Source organism: Dyella sp. PARNA 12/25, from assembly GCF_055702865.1.
The window spans coordinates 625,211-645,631 of the sequence record NZ_JBVQCI010000002.1 but is presented as its reverse complement, the minus strand read 5'-3'; the positions used below and the strand labels follow the sequence as shown (position 1 = coordinate 645,631).

Genomic DNA, 20,421 nt, shown 5'->3' with positions numbered 1-20,421 from the left:
TTTGGGTTACTTTTCTTTTGGGCCAGCAAAAGAAAAGTGACTCGAGCGCCGGCAGGGGATCGAAACGCCCGCCGCGTCCCACAGGGACTAGCTTCGCGTCGTAGGCGGCACGCTGGCGGTATCGCAACAACCGAGCGCAAAGTCACTGGACCCCGGCCTTCGCCGGGGTGACGGTGAGGGGAATAGGTGCTATCGCGAGTTTCCGCCGCTCCCCTCAACCCTCTCCTCGCTCCTCACAGCCGTGGCCATTCATGGCCACTCCCCTGTACCCCGTTCGGGAAGAGGGAGCCAGAAGCGCGTATCGCGCGTCCTCCGACTAAATTATCAAATACCACTGCCGCGACAACCTTCCGACAACCGCCACCAACGCGACACGCCCAATCCCCGTCACGCGTCAAGAAAGCGCCACCGACACCCGCGCAATCCGCGCAAACCCAGTCCTATCAACGCATTCCATTGATGGCATGGCGTTTGCAGTTACACATCCGTGCGACCGCCAAAGCGGCGAGTCGAAGCATTTGTGACTGATAGGGATTGAGGTTGGCATGGCTCAGAACGAGCAAGTAACAGAAACCCCGGGCTACCCCGCCAAGAAGGGCTCGTCCAAGACCGTGATGATCATGGGTGTGGCCTTGCTCGCACTTGGCGGCGCGTGCGAGTACCTGTTGCTGGGGCCGCGTGCGAATCATGGCGAAGGCTCGGATGAGCCGAAGGTCGTGATGTCCAAGCAGGAGCTGTACTTCGCGCTGGATCCACCGTTCGTCGTCAATTTCAAGGACGACCAGTCCATGCGCTTCCTGCAGGTTGGCGTGAGTCTGATGTCGCATGACGCAGCTTCGCTGGCTGCTGCGAAGGAAGCTGATCCGGTGATCCGCAATGCGCTGGTGATGCTATTCAGCAGCCAGGACTACACCATCCTCAGCGACGCCGCCGGCAAACAAAAGTTGCAGGCGGAGGCGTTGGCGGCGGTGCAGAAGATCATCGAGAAGCGCCTGGGTCGCCCCGGCGTCGAGGCGTTGTACTTCACCAGCTTCGTGATGCAGTGACGGGAAGGCGTCGATGAGCGACTTGCTTTCACAGGAAGAAATCGACGCACTCCTCGATGGCGTGGAGGGTGGTGCGGTCGAAACCGGTGCGGATGAGCCGTTGCCGCGCGATGCGGTGATCTCGTACGACTTCACCCAGCAGGATCGCATCGTTCGCGGCCGCCTGCCGACGCTGGAGATGGTCAACGATCGCTTCGCCCGCTTCTTTCGCAGCGCCGTGTTCGGCGTATTGCGAAAGACGTGCGAGGTGTCGGTGCTCGGCGTGAAGATGATCAAGTTCGCCGAATACGTGCACGGCCTGACCGTGCCGAGCAACCTCAACCTGGTGCGCATCAAGCCACTGCGCGGTACCGCGCTGGTGGTGATGGAGCCGCGCCTTGTGTTCACCGTCATCGATAATTTCTTTGGCGGCGATGGGCGCTTTCACGCGCGCATCGAGGGGCGCGATTTCACCCCTACCGAAAACCGCGTTATTCAGATCATGCTGGCCGAGCTGTTTGTCGCGATGACGGAAGCGTGGGCGCCGGTGACGCCGCTGAACTTCGAGTACATGAACTCGGAGATCAATCCGCAGTTCGCAAATATCGTCAGCCCCACCGAAACCGTGGTGGTGTCGAAGTTCCATGTCGAGCTGGATGGTGGCGGTGGCGAAGTCCATCTCACGCTGCCTTACGCCATGATCGAGCCGATTCGCACGCTACTCGATGCCGGTGTGCAGAGCGACCGCGTGGATCGCGACCATCGCTGGGCCGAAACGCTGCAGGACGAAGTGCTCGATGCCGAAGTGGAGCTCAGCTCGCTGCTGCTCGAAGCACGCCTGAGTATTGGCGAGTTCCTGCGCATGCGTCCTGGCGATGTCATTCCGATTCAATTGCCGGATCTGAGCACGGTCTTTGCCGAAGACGTGCCGGTATTCCGTGCCCGTTACGGCCAATCCAATGGCCGCAACGCCGTCCGCTTCCATGCCCCGACAGGCCGCCGCGAAGTGCGCCTGTCGTCTGAACCCGTTACGGAGACTACCCCCGCATGATCCCGACCAGCGACGCCGCCGCAGCCACCCAACGCGTCGAGTTCGACCAGCTCAACGCGCCCGCCGCCGATGGCGCGGAGGTGAATCTCGACATGATCCTCGATGTGCCAGTGACCCTGGCCATGGAGGTGGGCCGTACGCGCATCAGCATTCGTAATCTGCTGCAGCTCAACCAGGGCTCCGTGGTGGAGCTGGACCGCTCCGCTGGCGAACCGTTGGACGTGTTCGTCAACGGCACGCTGGTCGCGCACGGTGAGGTGGTGGTGATCAACGAGCGCTTCGGCATCCGTCTTACCGACGTGATCAGCCCCGCCGAGCGCGTGCGCAAGTTGCGGTGAGCGACATGCTGCTCGCTCTTGCCCTCCCGGTCGCTACCGCACCCGAGATCAACGTGGGTGGCGAGCTGGTGCGTGTGTTGCTCAGCCTGATCGGCATCGTCGCGCTGATCTTCGCCGCCGGCTGGCTCAGCCGCCGCCTGCAGGCGCGCACCACACCCGGAGGCCGTCGCCTGCGTTGCGTGGAGACGATGGCGGTGGGTGCGCGTGATCGTCTGATGCTGATAGATGCAGATGGCAAGCGCCTGCTGATCGGCGTGGGGCAGGGCGGCATGCGCACGTTGCATGTGTACGACGGCATCACGCCTGCGCCGGAGGTTGGACCTCAACCGCCGCTGCCGGCGTTCGGTGATGTGCTGGCACGCTGGAAGCGCAAGTCATGAAGTTTGCTCGTTGGATTCTCTTCACGCTGTTGTTGATGGCGCCGTTGTTTGCCTGGGCAGCGCCGACCATGCCATCGATGCCGCAGATGCCGTCGTCGGCAGGCATTCCTGCGCTGACCGTCCAGAACGCACCGGGTGGTGGCCAGAACTGGACGCTCTCGCTGCAGCTGCTGGCACTGATGACAGTGCTTACGCTGCTGCCGGCCGTGTTGCTGATGATGACGTCGTTCACCCGCATCATCATCGTGCTCGGCTTTCTGCGCCAGGCACTGGGCACGCAGTCCACACCGTCGAACCAGATTCTGCTTGGCCTGTCGCTGTTCCTGACCCTGTTCGTGATGTCGCCCGTGCTCAATCACGCTTATACCGATGGCGTGAAGCCGTATATGGACGGGCAGATGGCCGCTGAAGTGGCGGTGCCCGCGGCGGCCGCGCCGTTCAAGCATTTCATGCTCGACCAGACGCGCGAGGCCGATCTGCAGCTGTTTACCCATCTCGCCAACGAACAGCCTTATGCCAGTAAGGACGATGTGCCGTTTCGTGTGGCGATGCCGGCCTTCGTCACCAGCGAGCTGAAGACCGCGTTTCAGATGGGCTTTCTGTTGTTCATCCCGTTTCTCATCATCGACTTGGTGGTGGCCAGCGTGTTGATGTCGATGGGCATGATGATGGTGTCGCCAACGATCATCTCGCTGCCGTTCAAGATCATGCTGTTTGTGCTGGTGGATGGGTGGACGCTGTTGTTGGGGACGTTGGCGGGGAGTTTTTACACGTGAGTGTTGAATCAGTGCCGATCGCGTATGTGCCCCTCACTGTCATCCCCGCCTTCGCGGGGATGACAGTGAGGTGGGTAGTTGGTCCGCGTTCTGCCAAAAGCGAGGCACCATGACGCCTGAATCCGTCATCGAATTCGGCCAGCACGCGCTGTACGTCGCGATGCTCGTAGCCGCGCCCCTGCTGCTCACGGCCCTGGCCGTGGGCCTGACTATCGGCGTCGTGCAGGCGGCCACGCAGATCAACGAAATGACCTTGAGCTTCATCCCCAAGGTGATGGCCATGGCCGCGGTGGCCCTGATCGCGGGCCCCTGGATGTTGCGTACGCTGGTGCAGTTCACTCGGCAGTTGATCGAAAGCCTGCCTGGAGCGGTGAGGTGACCACGCTGCAGTTGGCCGAACTGCAAGGACTGATCGGCTCGCTGCTATGGGCGATGGGGCGTGTCGGTGGGCTCTGCCTCATCGCCCCAGTGTTCGGCGATTCAGTGACGCCGAAGCGCATTCGCCTTGGTGTGATGCTGGTGCTGACGATGGTGCTGGCGCCGCTGGCGCCCACCACCATCAACCCGCTGTCGGCCGATGGCATCGCCACCATGGTGGGCCAGGTGCTGATCGGTGCCGTGATCGGCTTCGTGTTGAAGCTCGCATTTGAGGCAGTCGCACTGGGCGGGCAACTGGTGGGGCAGAGCATGAGCCTGGGTTTCGCCGAAACGGTGGATCCGCGTGGTGGCGGCAGTTCGCCGGTGCTAAGCCAGTTCTATCTGCTGATGGTGACCTTGTTGTTTCTGGCCATGGACGGTCATCTGCGCCTGATTGCGTTGCTCGCCGATAGTTTCCATACCTTGCCGCCGGGGCAGTCAGGCATCGATGCCAATGGCTTGTATTCGGTGGTGGCGTTCGCCACGCATCTGTTCGGTGGTGCCGTGCGCGTTGCTTTGCCGGCGATGACGTCGCTGCTGATGGTCAACATCGGTTTTGCGGCGATCAGTCGCGCCGCGCCGTCGATGAACCTGTTCGCGGTGGGTTTTCCCATCACGATCACGCTGGGCTTCGTTGCCCTGTGGCTTTCGATGCGCAGCGTGCCGGGTGCGTTCGAGTCGTTGCAGGTCAAGGCTTGGTCGTTGATGCACGAACTGGCGGGCGGTTGAGGAGTACGCCATGTCCGAGCACGACGAACAGGAACGCACCGAACAACCCTCAGAGAAACGTCTACGCGAAGCGCGCGAGAAAGGCGATCTACCCCGTTCGCGCGATCTTTCCGGCGCGGTCGTGGTATTGGCAGGCGTGTCCACGCTTATCGCTGGCGGCAATGGCGCCCTGGTGCATGTGCGTCGCCTTTACACCATGGGCATGAGCTACGGCCGGGAGGCGCTGTTCAGTGACCAGCTGCCGTCGCGCGTGTTGAACATGGCCCTGCACGAGGCCTTGTCGCTGTTTGCGCCGGTTGCCGTGGCGACCATGCTCGGCGCATTGGCGGCCCCGGTGCTGTTGGGCGGCTTGAACTTCAGTTCGGAAGCGCTGCAGCCGAAGCTGGAGCGGCTCGACCCCATCAAGGGTCTGGGCAAGATTTTTGCGGTGCGCGGTCTGGTGGAGCTGGCCAAGTCCTTGCTCAAGTTGCTGCTGATTGGGGCCGTGCTGGTGATGGTGTTGAAGAACTGGCAAGGCGATCTGATGGGCACCGGCCAGGGTGAGGTCGATGCGGGCATGGTCAGGGCGATGCGCCTGCTCGGCCACGGTGCCTTGCTGTTCGGTTCAATCCTGGCGCTGATTGGCGGCGCCGATGCGCTTTATCAGAAGTTCGACCACACCAAGCGCCTGCGCATGACGCGTCAGGAGCTGAAGGACGAGTCGAAGGAAAGCGACGGCAATCCGGAACTCAAGGGCCGCATTCGTCAGCTGCAGTTCCAGATGGCGCGCAAGCGCATGATGCAGGAGTTGCCTACGGCCGACGTGCTGGTGACCAACCCGTCGCATTTTGCAGTGGCCTTGCGTTACGACGAAGGCCGCATGGGTGCGCCGCGCGTGATTGCCAAGGGTATGGACGAACTGGCGCTGCAGATACGCCTGGTGGCGAGCAGTCATCGCATTCCCATGGTGGAGGCGCCGCCACTCGCACGTGCCCTGTACGCCACCACCCAGCTCGATCGCGAGATTCCCTCGTCGCTCTATGTCGCCGTGGCGCAGGTGCTCGCTTACGTGTTTCAGCTCAAACAGGCGGTGTCGCGCGGTGATGAGCCGCCGAAGGCACCGCAACCTGAAGTCGATCCGGACCTGATGGGTCCTTACAAGTTCTGACGGAAACACCATGGCAAACGCAACCGCCCTTGGCACTCTCAAGACGCTCGGACGCCGCGGCCTCGGCGCACCGGTGATCATGCTCGCCGCGCTGGCGATGATGATGCTGCCACTGCCCCCGTTCATCCTCGACATGCTCTTCAGCTTCAACATCGCGTTGTCACTGGTGATTCTGTTGGCGGTGATCTATGTGATGCGTCCGCTGGAATTTGCCGCGTTTCCCACCGTGGTGCTGATGGCGACGCTGCTGCGTCTGGCTTTGAACATCGCCTCCACCCGCGTGGTGCTGCTGCACGGCCACGACGGCCCCGGCGCTGCGGGCAAGGTGATCGAGGCGTTCGGCGAGTTTGTCATCGGCGGCAATTTTGCAGTGGGCCTGGTGGTGTTCGCCATCCTCACCATCATCAACTTCGTGGTGGTGACCAAGGGTGCCACGCGCGTGTCTGAAGTGACCGCGCGCTTCACCCTTGACGCGATGCCAGGCAAGCAGATGGCCATCGACGCTGACCTCAACGCCGGTCTGCTCAATCAGGAGCAGGCGCGCGAGCGCCGCCAGGAAGTACGCGAGGAAGCGGACTTCTACGGTTCGATGGACGGTGCCTCCAAGTTCGTGCGCGGCGACGCCACCGCCGGCATCCTGATCCTGATCATCAATATTGTCGGCGGCTTCTTCGTCGGCATTCTTCAGCATGGCTTGTCGGCGAGCGAAGCGGCCAAGACCTATACCTTGCTCACCATCGGTGACGGTCTGGTGGCGCAGGTGCCGTCGCTGATGTTGTCCATCGCCACGGCGGTGATCGTGACGCGTGTGTCCAAGTCCACCGACATGGGCAAGCAGCTGGTCGGTCAGCTGTTTGGCCAGCCGCGTGCGCTGGCGGTGGCGGGTGTGGTGCTGGGTGTCATGGGACTGGTCCCCGGCATGCCGAACATCGCCTTCCTGTTGTTGGGCGCGACCTGTGGCGGCGCGGCATGGCTGATGGTCAAGCGCGAACGCGAAGCGCAGGAACGGGTGGCCAAGGCCGCCGCCGATGTGCCAGTGCCGGTCACGCCAACCGAACGCCTCGAACTGGGTTGGGAGGATGTCGCCAGTGTGGATCCGCTGGGTCTGGAGGTGGGCTATCGGCTGATCCCGCTGGTGGATACGCATCAGGGTGGCGAGTTGATGGGGCGCATCAAATCGGTGCGTCGCAAGCTGTCGCAGGAGTTGGGTTTCCTGGTGCCGCCGGTGCATATCCGGGACAACCTGGATCTTGGCCCCAATACCTACCGCATCACCTTGATGGGCGTGCCCATGGGTGAGTCGGAGGTGCACAACGATCGTCTGCTGGCGATCAATCCGGGCCGTGTGCAGGAGGGGTTGCAAGGTATTTCCACGCGCGATCCGGCCTTTGGACTGGAAGCGATGTGGATCGAGCCGGGCCAGCGCGAGACGGCACAGAACCTCGGCTACACGGTGGTGGATCCCGCCACCGTCGTTGCCACACATCTTTCGCACATTCTGCAAGGCCACGCGCACGAGTTGCTTGGTCATCAGGACGTGCAGCAGTTGCTCGACCGTCTGGCGCAGACCACGCCGAAGCTGGTGGAAGACCTGGTGCCCAAGCGCCTGTCGCTGGGCGTGGTGGTCAAGGTCATGCAGAACCTGCTGGCCGAGCGCGTGCCGATCCGCAATATGCGCAGCATCGTCGAATCCTTGGCGGAGCATGCAGGGCAGAGTCAGGATCCCGGCACCCTCACCGCCGCCGTGCGTGTGGCGCTCGGTCGTCAGATCGTGCAGGAGATCAGCGGCCTTGGTACCGAAATTCCCGTCATCACGCTGGCACCGGAACTGGAGCAGATCCTGTTGGGATCGCTCGCAAATGGCGGTGTAGCAGGCGCTGCGGTGGAACCGGGCCTCGCCGACCGCCTGCAACAGGGCGTTGCGGACGCCGCGCGCAAGCAGGAAATGAGCGGCGAACCGGCCGTGTTGCTGGTCGCTCCGCAGCTGCGTCCGTGGCTAGCGCGCTTCACTCGCCACGTGGCACAGAACCTGCACGTACTCGCCTACAACGAGGTGCCGGACAACCGCCGGGTGCGGTTGGTGCAGGCGCTGGGTCGATAAGAGCCAGGTATCGGGAGCAGGGCATGGGGATTTGGAAAAGCAGGGTGAGTCCAGGTCGTGGCGGCAGGCATTGCCCGCACTCCCGCGAGCGGAGCGAGTAAATGAAGATCAAGCGTTTCGTGGCCGCTGATATGCGCCAGGCCATGCGTGAAGTGCGTGAAGAGCAGGGGCCGGATGCCGTCATCCTCTCTACGCGTCGGCTGGAGGAAGGCATCGAAATCATCGCCGCGGTGGATTTCGATGAAGCCCTGGTGCGCGAAGCCGCACGCCACGGCGCACCGTTGCAGGTCGAGGCGCACACGCCGGTTGCGCAGGCACCGATGCCGGAAGAGAAGCCCATCGTGGCGCGTCGCCGCGAAGCCATGCCGCCGCCGCTGCCCGCCGTGACCCACGACGATGACGAGGGCGTCACCGTCACGCTGTCGCGTCGTCCTCCGCTGCCGCCGCCCGGCGAAGTCTCCATCGATACGCGAGTGGTCAAGCTAGTGGAAACGGCCGCGTCGTCGGTCGAACCCGAGACAAGCATTGACGCTTCTTCACCAATTCATCCACTGCTCGAGCGCGCCGTGCAGGACACCGCACGCGTCCGCGCCGAGCTGGGCAGTTTGCGCGAACTGCTGGAGACGCAACTTTCCAGCTTGGTGTGGAACGACATGGAGCGCCGTCACCCGATGCGCGCTCGCGTTCTTCGCGAGATGACCCGCCTGGGCATTGAGCCCGATGTGGCGCGACAGCTGGCCGATGATCTGCCGGCCGAAATCAATACCGAACAGGCGCGTTACCTGCCGCTTGGCATGTTGAGCCGCAGCCTGTCGATCGGGCGCCGCGATCACGCCGAGCGGCGCAGTGTCACTGCACTGGTCGGGCCGACGGGCGTGGGCAAGACCACCACCATCGCCAAGCTGGCGGCGCGTGCCGTGATGCGTCATGGCGCATCGCAGGTCGCGCTGGTCAGCACGGATCACTACCGCATCGGCGCGGCGGCGCAGTTGGAACACTACGGTCGCCTGCTCGGTGTGCGCGTCTATCCCGCTTACGACGCGGACAGCCTGTGCCGGGTGCTGGAATTGCTCCGCGGTTGCCATACGGTGCTGGTGGACACCGCCGGCCTTGCCGGTGGCGATCCGCGCCTGGCCGAGCAGCTGGAAGTGCTGGGCAACGGCGGCGATCTGCGTGCCTGCCTGGTGCTCGCTGCCAATGCGCAAGCGTCATCGCTCGATGAAGCGGTGCGCGCGTACATGCCGCTGAGGCCGCACGCCTGCATCCTCACCAAGCTCGACGAAGCGCCCAGCCTCGGCGGCGCCTTGTCGGTGCTGATCCGTCACCGGTTGCCGCTCGATTACATCACCGACGGTCAGCGCGTACCGGAAGACATCGCCACGGCCGATGCCCGCGTGCTGGTGTGCCGCGCGGCGCAGGTGCTCAAAAGCCATGCGCCCGCCGATGACGTGGTGATGGCGGATCGTTTCGGACTAGCGGTGGCGAACGCATGAACGGTGTCTTCGCAATGAATCAGGCAATGGGTCTGGAAAGCATGTTGCGCGCGTTGGCAGAACGACATGGCCGGAAGACGCCATCACACGACCAGGCGTTTGGCTTGGCCAGCCCGCCACCACGCAAGCAATGCCGCGCGATTGCCGTGGCAGGTGGCAAGGGTGGCGTGGGCAAGACCACGGTGTCGGTGAATCTTGGCATCGCGCTGGCTATGGCGGGGCGCGAGGTGATGCTGCTTGACGCCGACATGGGCCTTGCCAATATCGATGTATTGCTTGGACTGACGCCCTCGCGGCATGTTGGCCATCTGCTCGACGGCACCTGCAGTATCGAAGATTTGCTGCTTTCCGGTCCGCACGGCATCAAGATCGTGCCGGCCGGTTCGGGTACGCGGCGCCTCGCCCAGCTCGGCAACACCGAGCATGCGGCGGTGATTCGCGCATTCGACGATCTGGCGTCGCCGCCCGACTACTTGCTGGTGGATACGGCGGCGGGCCTCTCCGACAACGTGGCCATGTTCGCCGCCGCCGCCGATGACGTGGTGCTGGTGGTGTGCGACGAACCCGCCTCGCTCACCGATGCCTATGCCTTGCTCAAGGTGTTGAGCCGCGACTTTGGTGTGCGCCGCTTCCGCATGGTGGCCAACATGGTTCGCAACAACAGCGAGGCGCGCCAGCTGCATCAAAAGCTGGCCCGGGTGTGTGACCGCTTCCTGGACGTGGCACTGGAATTCATGGGCCATGTGCCTAGCGACGAGCGGCTCAAGCAGGCCATTCGGCGCCAGAGCGCGGTGGTGGATCTGTGGCCGTCCAGTCGTTCGGGACAGGCATTCAAGCAATTGGCGGGTGCGGTCGATACATGGGGTGAACCCGAGCGACTAGGCCTGGATCGCATCGCCTTTTTCAGCAGGCAGGCCGCAGCAGCGACGGGGTGGTGACATGAGTGTGGCTTCCGAATATCTGCAACTGCAACGGCAGAGTGCCGATCAGCTGGTTCGCCAGCATGCGCCGCTGGTGCGACGAATCGCCTATCACCTGATGGGCCGTCTGCCGCCAAGCGTGGATGTGAGCGACCTGATTCAGGCTGGCATGGTGGGGTTGCTGGAGGCTGCGCGCAATTTCGCCACCGGGCGCAATGCGAGCTTCGAGACGTTTGCGGGCATCCGCATTCGTGGCGCGATGCTCGATGAATTGCGGCGCACTGATTGGACACCCCGATCGGTGCACCGAAAAGTACGCGAGATGGCGGAGGTGGTCCGTCAGATCGAAATAGAAACAGGCGCGGATGCCGACGACGCGGAAGTGATGAAGCGGCTCGGCATGGGTGCAGAGGAATACCACCAGGTGCTGGCCGATGCGGCGAGTGCGCGATTGCTCAGTCTTTCCGCACCGGACGACGCAGAAGGCGGCGCAGCGTTCGATGTGGCCGACGGCGAAAGCCTGGGGCCGCAGGAGAGCGTGGAACATGACGGCATGCGCGGGGCGCTGGTGGAGGCCATTGGCGGTCTGCCGGAGCGTGAGCAACTGGTGATGTCGCTGTATTACGAAGAGGAAATGAACCTCAAAGAGATCGGCGCGGTGCTGGGTGTCACCGAATCGCGGGTCTGCCAGATCCATGGTCAGGCCATCGTGCGGTTGCGTGCGCGCATGACGGGCTGGACAGGGCAGGGAACAGAAAACGGCGAACGGGGCAGGGGGAGAAGCAAAACGCGTTGATCTTGCAGTGACTCGACGATTCCCCGTACCCATTCCCTAGAAAAAACCGGAGAGTCCTTTGGACAAGAATATGAAGATCCTCGTGGTGGACGATTTTTCCACCATGCGGCGTATCGTTCGCAACCTGCTGGTCGAGCTGGGTTTCAGCAATGGTCTGATCCAGGAAGCGGACGACGGCGAAAACGCCCTCACCATGTTGCGCAACAACGCCTTCGACATGGTGGTGACTGACTGGAACATGCCCAACATGACGGGCATCGACTTGCTGCGCGCGATTCGCGCTGAGCCGGCACTCAAAGGCCTGCCGGTGCTCATGGTCACTGCCGAAAACAATCGCGACCAGATCATTGCCGCCGCGCAGGCGGGTGTGAACGGCTACATCGTCAAGCCGTTCACCGCCGCCGTGCTGCAGGAAAAGCTGTCCAAGATCTTTGAACGTCTCGCCGCCAGCGGAGCCACCGCATGAACGCACAAGCCTCCGTAATGGCCGGTGAAGCCATGCCGCAAGAACTGCATGACCTGCTCAACAGCACCGATGGTGTGGCATTTGAGCAGGCGCTCGATGTGCTGGTGCGCCAGCGCGAGCAGCGCTTGTTCCGCGCGCTGGGCCTGTTGGCTCGCGATCTGCACGACGCGGTGCGCCGCCTCGGTGGCGATCTCGCGCAGGAAGGCGTGCCGGGCAGTGTGGCTGACGCGCGTCAGCATCTGCAGGACGTTCTGGAAATGAGTTCGCAGGCTGCGCACCGCACGCTCGATTTTGCCGAGCGCATGCGTCCGCAGGCCGAGGCCCTGGCGGAGAACGCCAACGCCGTGATCGATGGCACCCCGGCTGGTGATGTCGCCCATGTACTGGCCAAGCAGGCGCAGGCATTCGCTACCGATTGCCGCGATGGCATGGCTGATTTCGTGGTGGCGCAGTCGTGGCAGGACCTGTCCGGTCAACGCATCAAGAAAGTGGTCAACTTCATCGGCAGCGTGGAGAACTCACTGCTGGAGCTGGTGAGCCTCACCGGTGCGCTCGCCTCCGGCGAAGCCACCGCCGGTCCGGTCAAGGTGACCAGCCAGGACGAAGCTGATCGTCTGCTCAGCGAATTTGGTTTCTAAGAGCCCGCTCATGATCTCGGTATGGTTGTCATTTCCTCACCGTCATCCCCGCGAAAGCGGGGATCCAGCGCCTTTGGTGAGGTGTGAGAGTCACTGGATTCCCGCCCTTGCCCCCTTTTCGGGGTTCGCGGGAATGACGGTGAGGCAAAGCCGAGCTCTCGGGCGGACTCCAAGGGCAGACTCATGATGGACCCCACGCTGGACAGCGAACTGCGCGACGATTTCCTGGTGGAAGCCGGGGAACTGGTGCAGCGTCTGGGCGATCAGCTGATCGGGCTGGAAGCCTCGCCGCGCGACGCGGATCTGTTGAACGCGGTATTTCGCGCGTTCCATACGGTGAAGGGCGGCGCGGGTTTTCTCGCCATCGAGCCGATGGTGCAGTTGTGCCATCACGCTGAAGATCTGCTCAATGTCGCGCGCAACGGGCAGTTGCTGCTCGACGCCGAACGCATGGATGCGCTGCTGGAAGCGCTGGACCTGCTCAACGACATGCTGGCTGCGTTGGCTGGCGGCAGCGCCATGGCCATGCCGCCGCAAAACCTGCTGCAGCGGCTGAAACCTGGCGCCGCTCCGCCGCCTGTACCGAAGCCGGTCGCTGCGCCGGTCGCACCGCCACCGGGCGACGGCACCATCGACGATTCGGAATTCGAGGCGTTGCTGGATAGCCTCTACGGCACCAGTGGCGCGCCCGGTGCGCCCGCGGCTGCGCCCGCAACGTCAGGTGCGATCAGCGACGACGAATTCGAAGCACTACTCGATAATCTTCACGGCAAGGGCGGCACGCCGGGTGCAACCGTCACCGCGCCGGTCGTGTCGGCAGAGTCGACGGCGATCTCGGATGACGAGTTCGAAGCGCTGCTCGACAACTTGCATGGCAAGGGTTCTGCGCCGGGTGCACCAGCCACCGCGCCGGCTCCCGCGCCGACACCGACACCCGCAACGCCAGCCAAGCCTGCAGCGCCACCGGCGGAAAATACCGTACGTGTGGACACCGCGCGCCTCGACGCGCTGGTACATCGTGCCGGCGAACTGGTGCTTGTGCGCAATCGCCTGCTTAGCCTCGCGGCGAAGCTGGGTGACGAAACGCTGGAGCTTGCCGCGAGCGAACTGGATCGCGTCGCCGATGCATTGCAGAGCGCCGTGCTCGGCATGCGCATGCAGCCGGTGGGGCGTCTGTTTCAACGTTTTCCGCGCATCCTGCGCGACTTGTCGCGTCAGCTGGGCAAGGAAGTGGAGTTGGTGCAGGAAGGTGAGGGCACGGATCTCGATCGCAGCCTGGTCGAGGCGCTGGCCGACCCGATGGTGCATCTGATCCGCAACGCGCTCGATCACGGCCTGGAAATGCCCGAGGACCGCGTGCGGGCCGGCAAGCCGCGCAAGGGTACGGTGACCTTAGGTGCGAGCCAGCGCGGCGAGCGCATCGTCATCACCGTTTCCGATGACGGGCGTGGCATGAATCCTGACGTCCTTCGCCGCAAGGCGGTGGAGAAAGGCGTGATCGATGAAGCACAAGCGGCGCGTCTCAGCGAAAACGAATGCTATGAGCTGATTTTCCGCCCCGGCTTCAGCACGGCCGCCACCGTCTCGGATATCTCCGGACGCGGAGTGGGCATGGATGTGGTGAAGACGCGCGTGGCCGAACTCGGTGGCACCTTGCAGGTGCGCTCGCAGCTCGGTCGTGGCAGCACGCTGGAACTGGCCGTGCCGCTCACGCTGGCGATCCAGCGTGTGTTGATGGTGCGCGTGGGCGGGCGTCTGCTTGCGCTGCCGCTCAGCAATGTGGACGAAGTGTTTGAACTTGCGCCGGGTCAGCAGCAACAACTGGATGGCCGTGTGGTGGCGTCGCATCGCGGACGTGCGTTGGCGCTGGCGGATCTCGGTGGCTGGGTTGGCGTTGAAGGCCTCGCTGGCCGTCACGTGGTGGTGCTGCATATCGGCCATCTTCGTCTGGGCTGTCTGGTGCACGAGGTGCTGGGTCGTGAAGACGTGATGGTCAAGCCGCTCGGCCCTCTGTTCAAAGGCGTGCCCGCGGTGGCAGGCGCCACGGTTACCGGCGACGGCCGCCTCGCCTTGGTGATGGATCTTGCCGGTCTGGCCGGCAAAGACGGTCAACTCCTCCCCTCTTTGAAAGTGAACGCCTGACATGGACCTGGTAAGTCTTATCGGTACGATCCTGGCCTTCGTGGTTGTGATCGTCGGCACCATCCTCAAGGGTTCCAGCGTGGAAGCGCTGTGGAATCCGGCCGCTTTCGTCATCGTGTTTCTCGGCACGATCGCGGCGCTGCTGGTGCAGAACCCCGGCAAGGTGCTCAAGCACGCCATGGGCATATTCCCGATGGTGTACAAGCCGCCACAGCATCAGCCTTCCGACTTGATCAGCCGCATCGTGGGCTGGAGCGAAATTTCGCGTCGCCAGGGTTTGCTGGGGCTGGAGCCGCAGATCGATTCGGAGGACGACACCTTCGTGCGCAAGGGCCTGCAGTTGCTGGTCGACGGCAGCGAGCCGGAAGCGATTCGCGGCGTGCTCGAGGTGGAAGTGGGTGCGCGCGAGCATCATGATCTCGTCGCCGCCAAAGTGTTCGAGAGCGCCGGCATCTTCTCGCCGACCATGGGCATCATCGGTGCGGTGATGGGTCTGATGGCGGTGATGCAGAACCTGGCCGACCCCAGCAAGCTGGGTCACGGCATTGCCGCCGCCTTCGTTGCCACCATCTACGGCGTGGCGCTGGCCAACCTGTGGATGCTGCCGATGGCGGCGCGCCTGAAGGGGTTGATCCACAAGCAGACGCAGATGCGCGAGATTCTTATCGAAGGTCTCGTGTCGATCGCCGAGGGCGCGAATCCGCGTCAGATCGAGGCCAAGCTGCAGGGTTACCTGGCGTGACCGGGGTAGAGAGCCGTGGCTAGGAAGAAGAAACATCACGAGGATCACGTCAATCACGAGGCATGGGCCATCCCCTATGCCGACCTGATGACGTTGCTGCTCGCGTTCTTCGTGGTGATGTACGCAGTCTCGGTGGTCAACGAGGGCAAGTACCGCGTGATGTCCGAGTCCATCATCGAGGCGTTCAATGGTTCCAGCCATGTGATCGCCCCGATGCCGCAGTCGCGCGTCCAGCCGCATAACGTCGATCCGGCGGTGGCGTCGCCGCCCGGACAGCCGGGCGCAGCCAAGATCCCGGTCAACGTACCTATTCCCGCGCGCCCGCAACTGGTGCGCGCGACGGACGTGCGCTCGGCGCAGTTCAATGAACAGCACAACCTCGAACTGATCCGCGATCAATTGCAGCGCGCGTTGCAGCCACTGATCGACAAGCAGATGGTGATCGTGCGTAAGACCACGTCGTGGCTGGAAATCGAGCTGCGCACCGATATCCTGTTTTCCAGCGGCGTCGCCAGGATTTCGCCTGAAGCCAACGGCGTACTTAACGAGATGGCGGCTATTCTCAAGCCGTTTCCCAATCCGGTGCGTGTCGAAGGCTATACCGACGATCGCCCGATCAACACGTCCCTGTATCCCTCCAACTGGGAGCTGTCGGCAGCGCGTGCGGCCAGCGTGGCGCGCTTGTTCTCCGAGCAAGGCGTCGATCCGCAGCGTCTGGGCATTGTGGGTTGGAGCGAGTATCGCCCAAACGCTGACAACGGCACGGAAGACGGGCGCAATCACAACCGCCGCGTGCTGATCGTCGTGCTGAGCGACGAGAATGTGCCCAAGCGCTTCTACAATGACGCCGCGCACATGGGGCAGCTGGTCGATAATGACACTGCCGCGCCCGCAGACGCTGCATCCGTCGCGGCGGTGCCGCCACCTAAGGCTATCGTCGCAACTGGCGACGATGTGCCGATCAACAAAGTGGTGCTGGCTAGACCCGTTCGCGAGGCATCACCCGCGGACGAGGATGTAGCGCCGCCCATGCCTGCACCTCGTGCGGCCATGCCAGATGGCGCCATCACCTCGACCGCCACGCGCGCCGGCCGGCCGGAGCACAGCCCATGATGGCGACCATCGTTCCATCTCTCGTGCCGGCACGTGCCGGGGAGTCGACCACGTGACCACTACGCAATCTTCCGAGCGCTGGCTTTCGTTCCATCTGGGCGGGCAGCTTTATGCAGCGCCGCTGTCACACATCAGTGAAGTGATCCGTGATGGCGAACTGACGCCGGTGCCTGGCGCTGCCTCCGACCTGCTGGGTATTCGCCATCTGCGTGGCCGCGTCGTGCCCGTGCTCGATGGCCGTCGTCGGCTTGGCCTTCCGCAGGCTGACGGTGAAGACCCGAATCAGGTCCGGCTGGTGATGATGTCCCATGGTCCGTATCTGGTCGGCCTGCGGGTGGATGCCATCGGCGATCTGGTCACCCCTGATGCGGCGGAGATCGCGCCGCCACCGCCAGGCGGTACCAAGCGTGAGGACGACCCCGTTCATGGCGTGCTGCCTTGGCAGGGCAGCTTCGTGGCCTTGCTGGACGTGCGTCGCCTGTGTCGCCTGCCGTTGGAAAGCGAAGCAGCGTAAAAGCCGGAAGCTTCAAGAAACGTCGATGACGTGGGCTATGCTTCGGCGGGCCGGGAGCGATGTGGTCGATCCCGGTGTGCCAGTGGCGTTGACTGACCAGGAGGTCGCTCATGTCTTCGGATCCTCAAGCCTTGCCCACCGCCTCGCCGACGCTGCGTGCGGTCAATATCCTCGCGGCTGCCACGGTGCTGGCGCTGCTGTACTTCGGGCGAGAAGTGCTGGTTCCCGTCGCGCTCGCGATGTTTCTCAATTTGCTGATCGCGCCATGGGTGCGCATGTACCGCCACATCGGGCTGGGGCACACCACCTCGGTACTCATTTCGGTGGTGGCGTCGGTGGTGATCATGGTCGGCCTGACCACCATGATCGGCTCGCAGCTGGTGCATCTGGGGCGCAGCCTGCCGCAGTACCAGGCGACCATCCATACCAAGGTTGACGCGTTGCGCAAAGAGACATTGGGGCGCCTGGAAGTCGTCACTGGTGAAGTAGGCAGGGTGATCAATCAAGGCGATGACCATCGCAGCCAAGCCGCAGCTGCCGTGGCTGGCGAAGTGCCGAGTGTCGCCACGTCACCCGGCAAAACCGTATCGACATCCATCACGGAAGGCACCAGCCCCATGGCTGTGCTGACGCGCGTGCTCTCCACCGCCTGGATTCCCGTGCAGACGGCCGGCATAGTGCTGGTGGTACTGATCTTTGTGCTGCTGGAACACGAATCGCTGCGCGACCGCTTTATTCGCCTTGCCGGTGGTTCGGACCTCCGTGCCACCACTGCCGCGATCAATGATGCTGGCGAGCGGCTCTCCCGATTCTTCATCTCGACGTTTTCAGTCAATGCCGGTGTGGGCGTGGCCATCTGGGCCGGATTGCTGCTGATTGGCGTTCCTAATGCACCGCTATGGGGAACGCTGGCCGCCACCTTGCGTTTCGTGCCTTACGTGGGCGTCTGGCTGGTTGCCGTGCTGACGGCACTGTTTGCAGCGGCGGTGGCGCCGGGCTGGTCGCTGATGGTGATGACGCTGGTACTGTTCGGTGTCGTTGAGATCGTCGTGTCCCAGCTGATCGAGCCGTTTCTGTATGGGCACACCACTGGGTTATCACCCTTGGCGGTGGTAGTGGCTGCCATTTTCTGGAGCTGGTTGTGGGGGCCGGTGGGCCTGGTCATGTCCACTCCGCTGACCTTGTGCCTGGTGGTGGCCGGTCGCCACGTTAAGGCGCTGGACGTATTGAACATACTGTTGGGCGATGCGCCGGCACTGACCATGCCCCAGCGCTTGTACCAGCGCGCACTTTCGGGTGATGCGGATGAGATCATTGCCGAGTCGCGTAATTTCCTGAAGCGCAAATCCTTCGCCGCGTACTGCGACTCGGTGTTGATGCCGGCCCTGCAGCTGGCGCGTATCGATCTGATGCGCGGTGTGATTACCCGCGAGCAGCAGGTAGGTGTTCGCGATGTGGCAGTGAATGTCATCGCCGCCCTGAGCAACGAAGGGCGTGGCCGGTGGCCACGCCGGCGCATTCGCACGTCTGTGTTGGATGAGGTGAGTATTGGCCGTCGCCTGCGGCAGCAGCGAGAGGCCACCAGTGGCCGCTGGCAGGGACCGCTGGCGGTGGCGCCGGGGTCGGTCGTGCTCTGCGTGAGCCTTGGTTCGCTGGTCGACGACCTTGCAACCGAATTGCTGACGCGCATTCTTCGCGACTTGCATATTGACGCGCGTCACGTCGCGGTTGAGGACTTTGCGGAATTCGAGGCCGAGCCGCATCCGGAACTCACACCGAATGCGGTGGCGATGATTTACATGGTCAGCACCGACCCGAACAAGGAATGCGGCGAGTGCGAAGCTCTGGCCAATCACCTCCGGGAGACCAACCCGGGAGCACGCATTGCGGCGGTGATGTTGCCCGAGCCGCTATCGCCCCACGAGGGGCCTGTTCCCATGGGACCTGAGATCAACGAGGTGACCCATTCGCTGGAGGAGGCCGCGCAGCACGCCATCGCCAGGGTACCGGGCAACGGCAACGCCAATCGTTGAATCATCGGCGCAGCGTTTGGTAGCACACTAGGCGCTCCCCCAAGGTTGCGTGGAGGTTTCCATGGCCGGCCGAACTGCTTCGTGTTTCTGCGGACAGTTGCAGATTGAAGTGCAGGGAGAACCGTTGGGCGTGGGTGTTTGCCATTGCCTTGCGTGCCAGCAGCGCACCGGCAGCGTCTTTGCTGCACTTGCGGCGTTCCGTGCGCCGTACAAGGTCACCGGCAAGGCCACCGAGTTCGTGCGTACCGGTGATCACGGGTCGCCATTCCGTTTCCGGTTTTGCCCCATCTGCGGCAGTACCGTGTTTCACACGGAAGAAGGGGTGGAATCACGCGTCTCGGTAGCCGTCGGAGCCTTTGCCGATCCCACGTTTCCACCACCGGAAGACTCCGTGTACGAACACCGGCGGCACGCGTGGGTCAGGCTGCCCACCGACATCCGGCGCCACGACACCGACCCGGACTAGCGCAGCCCGGTGTTCCTGTGGCGCGGCGCATGCGCTTGATGGATGATTTGCCGCAGTGAAGGAATCACCACCACAGGGGGCAATCTATGAACTATCGGCTGCGCCGGGCTTTGGTGCCGGCGATCTTTGGCGTACTGATGGGAGCGATAGGTGCGGGACATGCGGAGGACGCATTGCCTGTCTTCAAGGCACCGCAGGGCTTCGTCTCGGTCAATCAGAACCCGGCCGCACTTGGCATCTTCAACAAGTTTGTCGGTCCAGGCCTTGAGCTGGTGGACGGATTTGTCACCACGGACGACGGCAACAACATGGCTACCGGCAAGGCGCCGCATGGTGATCGCTACATCATGATCAGCCGCTACAAGGATCAGGCCAAACACAACATTCCCGCGCAGACATTCAGTGCCGTCGCCGCGAAAGTGCGCGAGGGAGCCATGCTCGACAGCGCGAAGGACGACGCCAACGCGGTGTTCAGCAAACGGTTCGCCAACGCTGATGACAACCTCAAGCACATTCGCGTCGACACGTTGCAGTCAGGAACGATCGTGCTGGATCTGCCCAACTGCATCGGTCAGGCCGCGACGGCCGATCTTGGCAATGGCACGCGCAAGGTCACGGAAGTGATGGTGACCACGCTGGCGCGCGTGAACGGCCAGTTTTTCCTGGTGGCGGCCTATGCGCACGACAAGCCAGAGGATACGCAGTGGCTGTCCAACGACGCCATGACCTGGATGCGCGGTATCTGTCACGCATAGCGGTCCGCCAGGTTTGCCGAGCGGCGAGGGGCTGATCCCGCGGTCGTGCGCAAGTATTTCGCTGACGACACTGCCGTCGACGCCATGCCGGCGGCGTCGATGTACACATGATGGAAGAGGGCACGTTCATCGTCGCGGTTGGCGTGCGCGTCGCGATGAGCCTGGTCGATAGTCCGCGACGGGTCTGTCAAAATGGCGTTTCAATCCAGCCCGCGCTCGTTGCAGTGTGACGCGATTCTCGATAACCGACTGCCCTGTGCAGTAACAGAGAAACGGTGGCCGCGCATGGCGTTTTGGTCCGTGCGCGTCAGTTACGTGAAAGACATACTTTTGCGCTGTCGATCGATTAAGTTTGCGCAGGAACAGCCGATGGGCTGGC

21 protein-coding genes are annotated in these 20,421 nt (G+C 63.2%); all 21 read left to right on the top strand.

The features are described from left to right. The first annotated feature begins 545 nt into the window (after positions 1-545). The 21 genes from AC0GUR_RS07710 to AC0GUR_RS07610 all read left to right on the top strand — a co-directional run bounded on the left by AC0GUR_RS07710 (position 546) and on the right by AC0GUR_RS07610 (position 20,042). Positions 546-1,046 (top strand): flagellar basal body-associated FliL family protein, encoded by a 501-nt coding sequence (locus tag AC0GUR_RS07710; RefSeq protein WP_472876856.1) that lies wholly within the window; start codon positions 546-548, stop codon positions 1,044-1,046. 13 nt (positions 1,047-1,059) lie between these two features. Continuing rightward, entirely contained in the window at positions 1,060-2,076 is a 1,017-nt protein-coding gene (gene fliM / locus AC0GUR_RS07705) for a flagellar motor switch protein FliM (RefSeq protein ID WP_472876855.1), read from the top strand. Beyond that, the gene (gene fliN, locus AC0GUR_RS07700) at positions 2,073-2,414 is read left to right on the top strand and encodes a flagellar motor switch protein FliN (RefSeq protein ID WP_472876854.1); all 342 of its coding nucleotides are present in this window, start codon (positions 2,073-2,075) and stop codon (positions 2,412-2,414) included. Before fliM ends, fliN begins: the two co-directional genes overlap by 4 nt. Positions 2,415-2,419: 5 nt before the next feature. Beyond that, a complete protein-coding gene (gene fliO / locus AC0GUR_RS07695) occupies positions 2,420-2,794 on the top strand; it encodes a flagellar biosynthetic protein FliO (RefSeq protein ID WP_472876853.1) in 375 nt (124 codons plus the stop codon). Next, on the top strand, positions 2,791-3,570 hold the full coding sequence (gene fliP / locus AC0GUR_RS07690; RefSeq protein ID WP_472876852.1) for a flagellar type III secretion system pore protein FliP: 780 nt from the start codon (positions 2,791-2,793) through the stop codon (positions 3,568-3,570). Before fliO ends, fliP begins: the two co-directional genes overlap by 4 nt. Before the next feature lie 109 nt (positions 3,571-3,679). Further along, complete coding sequence (gene fliQ / locus AC0GUR_RS07685) at positions 3,680-3,949, top strand: flagellar biosynthesis protein FliQ (RefSeq protein ID WP_472876851.1); 270 nt, start codon at positions 3,680-3,682, stop codon at positions 3,947-3,949. Continuing rightward, positions 3,946-4,716: a flagellar biosynthetic protein FliR gene (gene fliR, locus AC0GUR_RS07680; protein ID WP_472876850.1), complete on the top strand. Its 771-nt coding sequence runs from the start codon at positions 3,946-3,948 to the stop codon at positions 4,714-4,716. Before fliQ ends, fliR begins: the two co-directional genes overlap by 4 nt. Positions 4,717-4,726: 10 nt before the next feature. Then, on the top strand, positions 4,727-5,863 hold the full coding sequence (gene flhB / locus AC0GUR_RS07675; protein ID WP_472876849.1) for a flagellar biosynthesis protein FlhB: 1,137 nt from the start codon (positions 4,727-4,729) through the stop codon (positions 5,861-5,863). A gap of 10 nt (positions 5,864-5,873) precedes the next feature. Further along, a complete protein-coding gene (gene flhA, locus AC0GUR_RS07670) occupies positions 5,874-7,964 on the top strand; it encodes a flagellar biosynthesis protein FlhA (protein WP_472876848.1) in 2,091 nt (696 codons plus the stop codon). Positions 7,965-8,065: 101 nt separating this feature from the next. Continuing rightward, positions 8,066-9,457, top strand: coding sequence for a flagellar biosynthesis protein FlhF (gene flhF, locus AC0GUR_RS07665; RefSeq protein ID WP_472876847.1), 1,392 nt, complete (start codon positions 8,066-8,068; stop codon positions 9,455-9,457). Positions 9,458-9,471: 14 nt separating this feature from the next. Continuing rightward, positions 9,472-10,395, top strand: coding sequence for a MinD/ParA family protein (locus tag AC0GUR_RS07660; RefSeq protein ID WP_472876880.1), 924 nt, complete (start codon positions 9,472-9,474; stop codon positions 10,393-10,395). Between the two features lies 1 nt (position 10,396). Further along, a complete protein-coding gene (locus AC0GUR_RS07655) occupies positions 10,397-11,173 on the top strand; it encodes an RNA polymerase sigma factor FliA (RefSeq protein ID WP_472876846.1) in 777 nt (258 codons plus the stop codon). A 58-nt stretch (positions 11,174-11,231) separates the two neighbouring features. Further along, a complete protein-coding gene (cheY, locus tag AC0GUR_RS07650; RefSeq protein ID WP_472876845.1) occupies positions 11,232-11,639 on the top strand; it encodes a chemotaxis response regulator CheY in 408 nt (135 codons plus the stop codon). Continuing rightward, positions 11,636-12,277 carry a protein phosphatase CheZ gene (locus tag AC0GUR_RS07645; protein ID WP_472876844.1) on the top strand — a complete coding sequence of 214 codons (642 nt, stop codon included), beginning with the start codon at positions 11,636-11,638 and terminating at the stop codon, positions 12,275-12,277. Before cheY ends, AC0GUR_RS07645 begins: the two co-directional genes overlap by 4 nt. Positions 12,278-12,463: 186 nt before the next feature. Then, the gene (locus AC0GUR_RS07640; RefSeq protein ID WP_472876879.1) at positions 12,464-14,419 is read left to right on the top strand and encodes a chemotaxis protein CheA; all 1,956 of its coding nucleotides are present in this window, start codon (positions 12,464-12,466) and stop codon (positions 14,417-14,419) included. Position 14,420: 1 nt separating this feature from the next. Continuing rightward, positions 14,421-15,161, top strand: a complete 741-nt coding sequence (locus AC0GUR_RS07635; RefSeq protein ID WP_472876843.1) for a flagellar motor protein — start codon at positions 14,421-14,423, stop codon at positions 15,159-15,161. 15 nt (positions 15,162-15,176) lie between these two features. Beyond that, the gene (gene motD, locus AC0GUR_RS07630) at positions 15,177-16,274 is read left to right on the top strand and encodes a flagellar motor protein MotD (protein ID WP_472876842.1); all 1,098 of its coding nucleotides are present in this window, start codon (positions 15,177-15,179) and stop codon (positions 16,272-16,274) included. Between the two features lie 52 nt (positions 16,275-16,326). After that, positions 16,327-16,788, top strand: coding sequence for a chemotaxis protein CheW (locus AC0GUR_RS07625; protein WP_472876841.1), 462 nt, complete (start codon positions 16,327-16,329; stop codon positions 16,786-16,788). Between the two features lie 110 nt (positions 16,789-16,898). Next, a complete protein-coding gene (locus AC0GUR_RS07620) occupies positions 16,899-18,821 on the top strand; it encodes an AI-2E family transporter (protein ID WP_472876840.1) in 1,923 nt (640 codons plus the stop codon). 61 nt (positions 18,822-18,882) lie between these two features. Further along, positions 18,883-19,287: a GFA family protein gene (locus AC0GUR_RS07615; protein ID WP_472876839.1), complete on the top strand. Its 405-nt coding sequence runs from the start codon at positions 18,883-18,885 to the stop codon at positions 19,285-19,287. A gap of 86 nt (positions 19,288-19,373) precedes the next feature. Then, positions 19,374-20,042, top strand: coding sequence for a hypothetical protein (locus AC0GUR_RS07610; RefSeq protein ID WP_472876838.1), 669 nt, complete (start codon positions 19,374-19,376; stop codon positions 20,040-20,042). Positions 20,043-20,421 lie beyond the last annotated feature (379 nt).

Excerpts from the sequence above, each read along its gene's own strand:
- AC0GUR_RS07710 (WP_472876856.1), top strand. The coding sequence starts at position 546 with ATGGCTCAGAACGAGCAAGTAACAGAAACCCCGGGCTACCCCGCCAAG.
- fliM (WP_472876855.1), top strand. The coding sequence starts at position 1,060 with ATGAGCGACTTGCTTTCACAGGAAGAAATCGACGCACTCCTCGATGGC.
- fliN (WP_472876854.1), top strand. The coding sequence starts at position 2,073 with ATGATCCCGACCAGCGACGCCGCCGCAGCCACCCAACGCGTCGAGTTC.
- fliO (WP_472876853.1), top strand. The coding sequence starts at position 2,420 with ATGCTGCTCGCTCTTGCCCTCCCGGTCGCTACCGCACCCGAGATCAAC.
- fliP (WP_472876852.1), top strand. The coding sequence starts at position 2,791 with ATGAAGTTTGCTCGTTGGATTCTCTTCACGCTGTTGTTGATGGCGCCG.
- fliQ (WP_472876851.1), top strand. The coding sequence starts at position 3,680 with ATGACGCCTGAATCCGTCATCGAATTCGGCCAGCACGCGCTGTACGTC.
- flhB (WP_472876849.1), top strand. The coding sequence starts at position 4,727 with ATGTCCGAGCACGACGAACAGGAACGCACCGAACAACCCTCAGAGAAA.
- flhA (WP_472876848.1), top strand. The coding sequence starts at position 5,874 with ATGGCAAACGCAACCGCCCTTGGCACTCTCAAGACGCTCGGACGCCGC.
- flhF (WP_472876847.1), top strand. The coding sequence starts at position 8,066 with ATGAAGATCAAGCGTTTCGTGGCCGCTGATATGCGCCAGGCCATGCGT.
- AC0GUR_RS07660 (WP_472876880.1), top strand. The coding sequence starts at position 9,472 with ATGAATCAGGCAATGGGTCTGGAAAGCATGTTGCGCGCGTTGGCAGAA.
- AC0GUR_RS07655 (WP_472876846.1), top strand. The coding sequence starts at position 10,397 with ATGAGTGTGGCTTCCGAATATCTGCAACTGCAACGGCAGAGTGCCGAT.
- AC0GUR_RS07645 (WP_472876844.1), top strand. The coding sequence starts at position 11,636 with ATGAACGCACAAGCCTCCGTAATGGCCGGTGAAGCCATGCCGCAAGAA.
- AC0GUR_RS07640 (WP_472876879.1), top strand. The coding sequence starts at position 12,464 with ATGGACCCCACGCTGGACAGCGAACTGCGCGACGATTTCCTGGTGGAA.
- AC0GUR_RS07635 (WP_472876843.1), top strand. The coding sequence starts at position 14,421 with ATGGACCTGGTAAGTCTTATCGGTACGATCCTGGCCTTCGTGGTTGTG.
- AC0GUR_RS07620 (WP_472876840.1), top strand. The coding sequence starts at position 16,899 with ATGTCTTCGGATCCTCAAGCCTTGCCCACCGCCTCGCCGACGCTGCGT.
- AC0GUR_RS07615 (WP_472876839.1), top strand. The coding sequence starts at position 18,883 with ATGGCCGGCCGAACTGCTTCGTGTTTCTGCGGACAGTTGCAGATTGAA.
- AC0GUR_RS07610 (WP_472876838.1), top strand. The coding sequence starts at position 19,374 with ATGAACTATCGGCTGCGCCGGGCTTTGGTGCCGGCGATCTTTGGCGTA.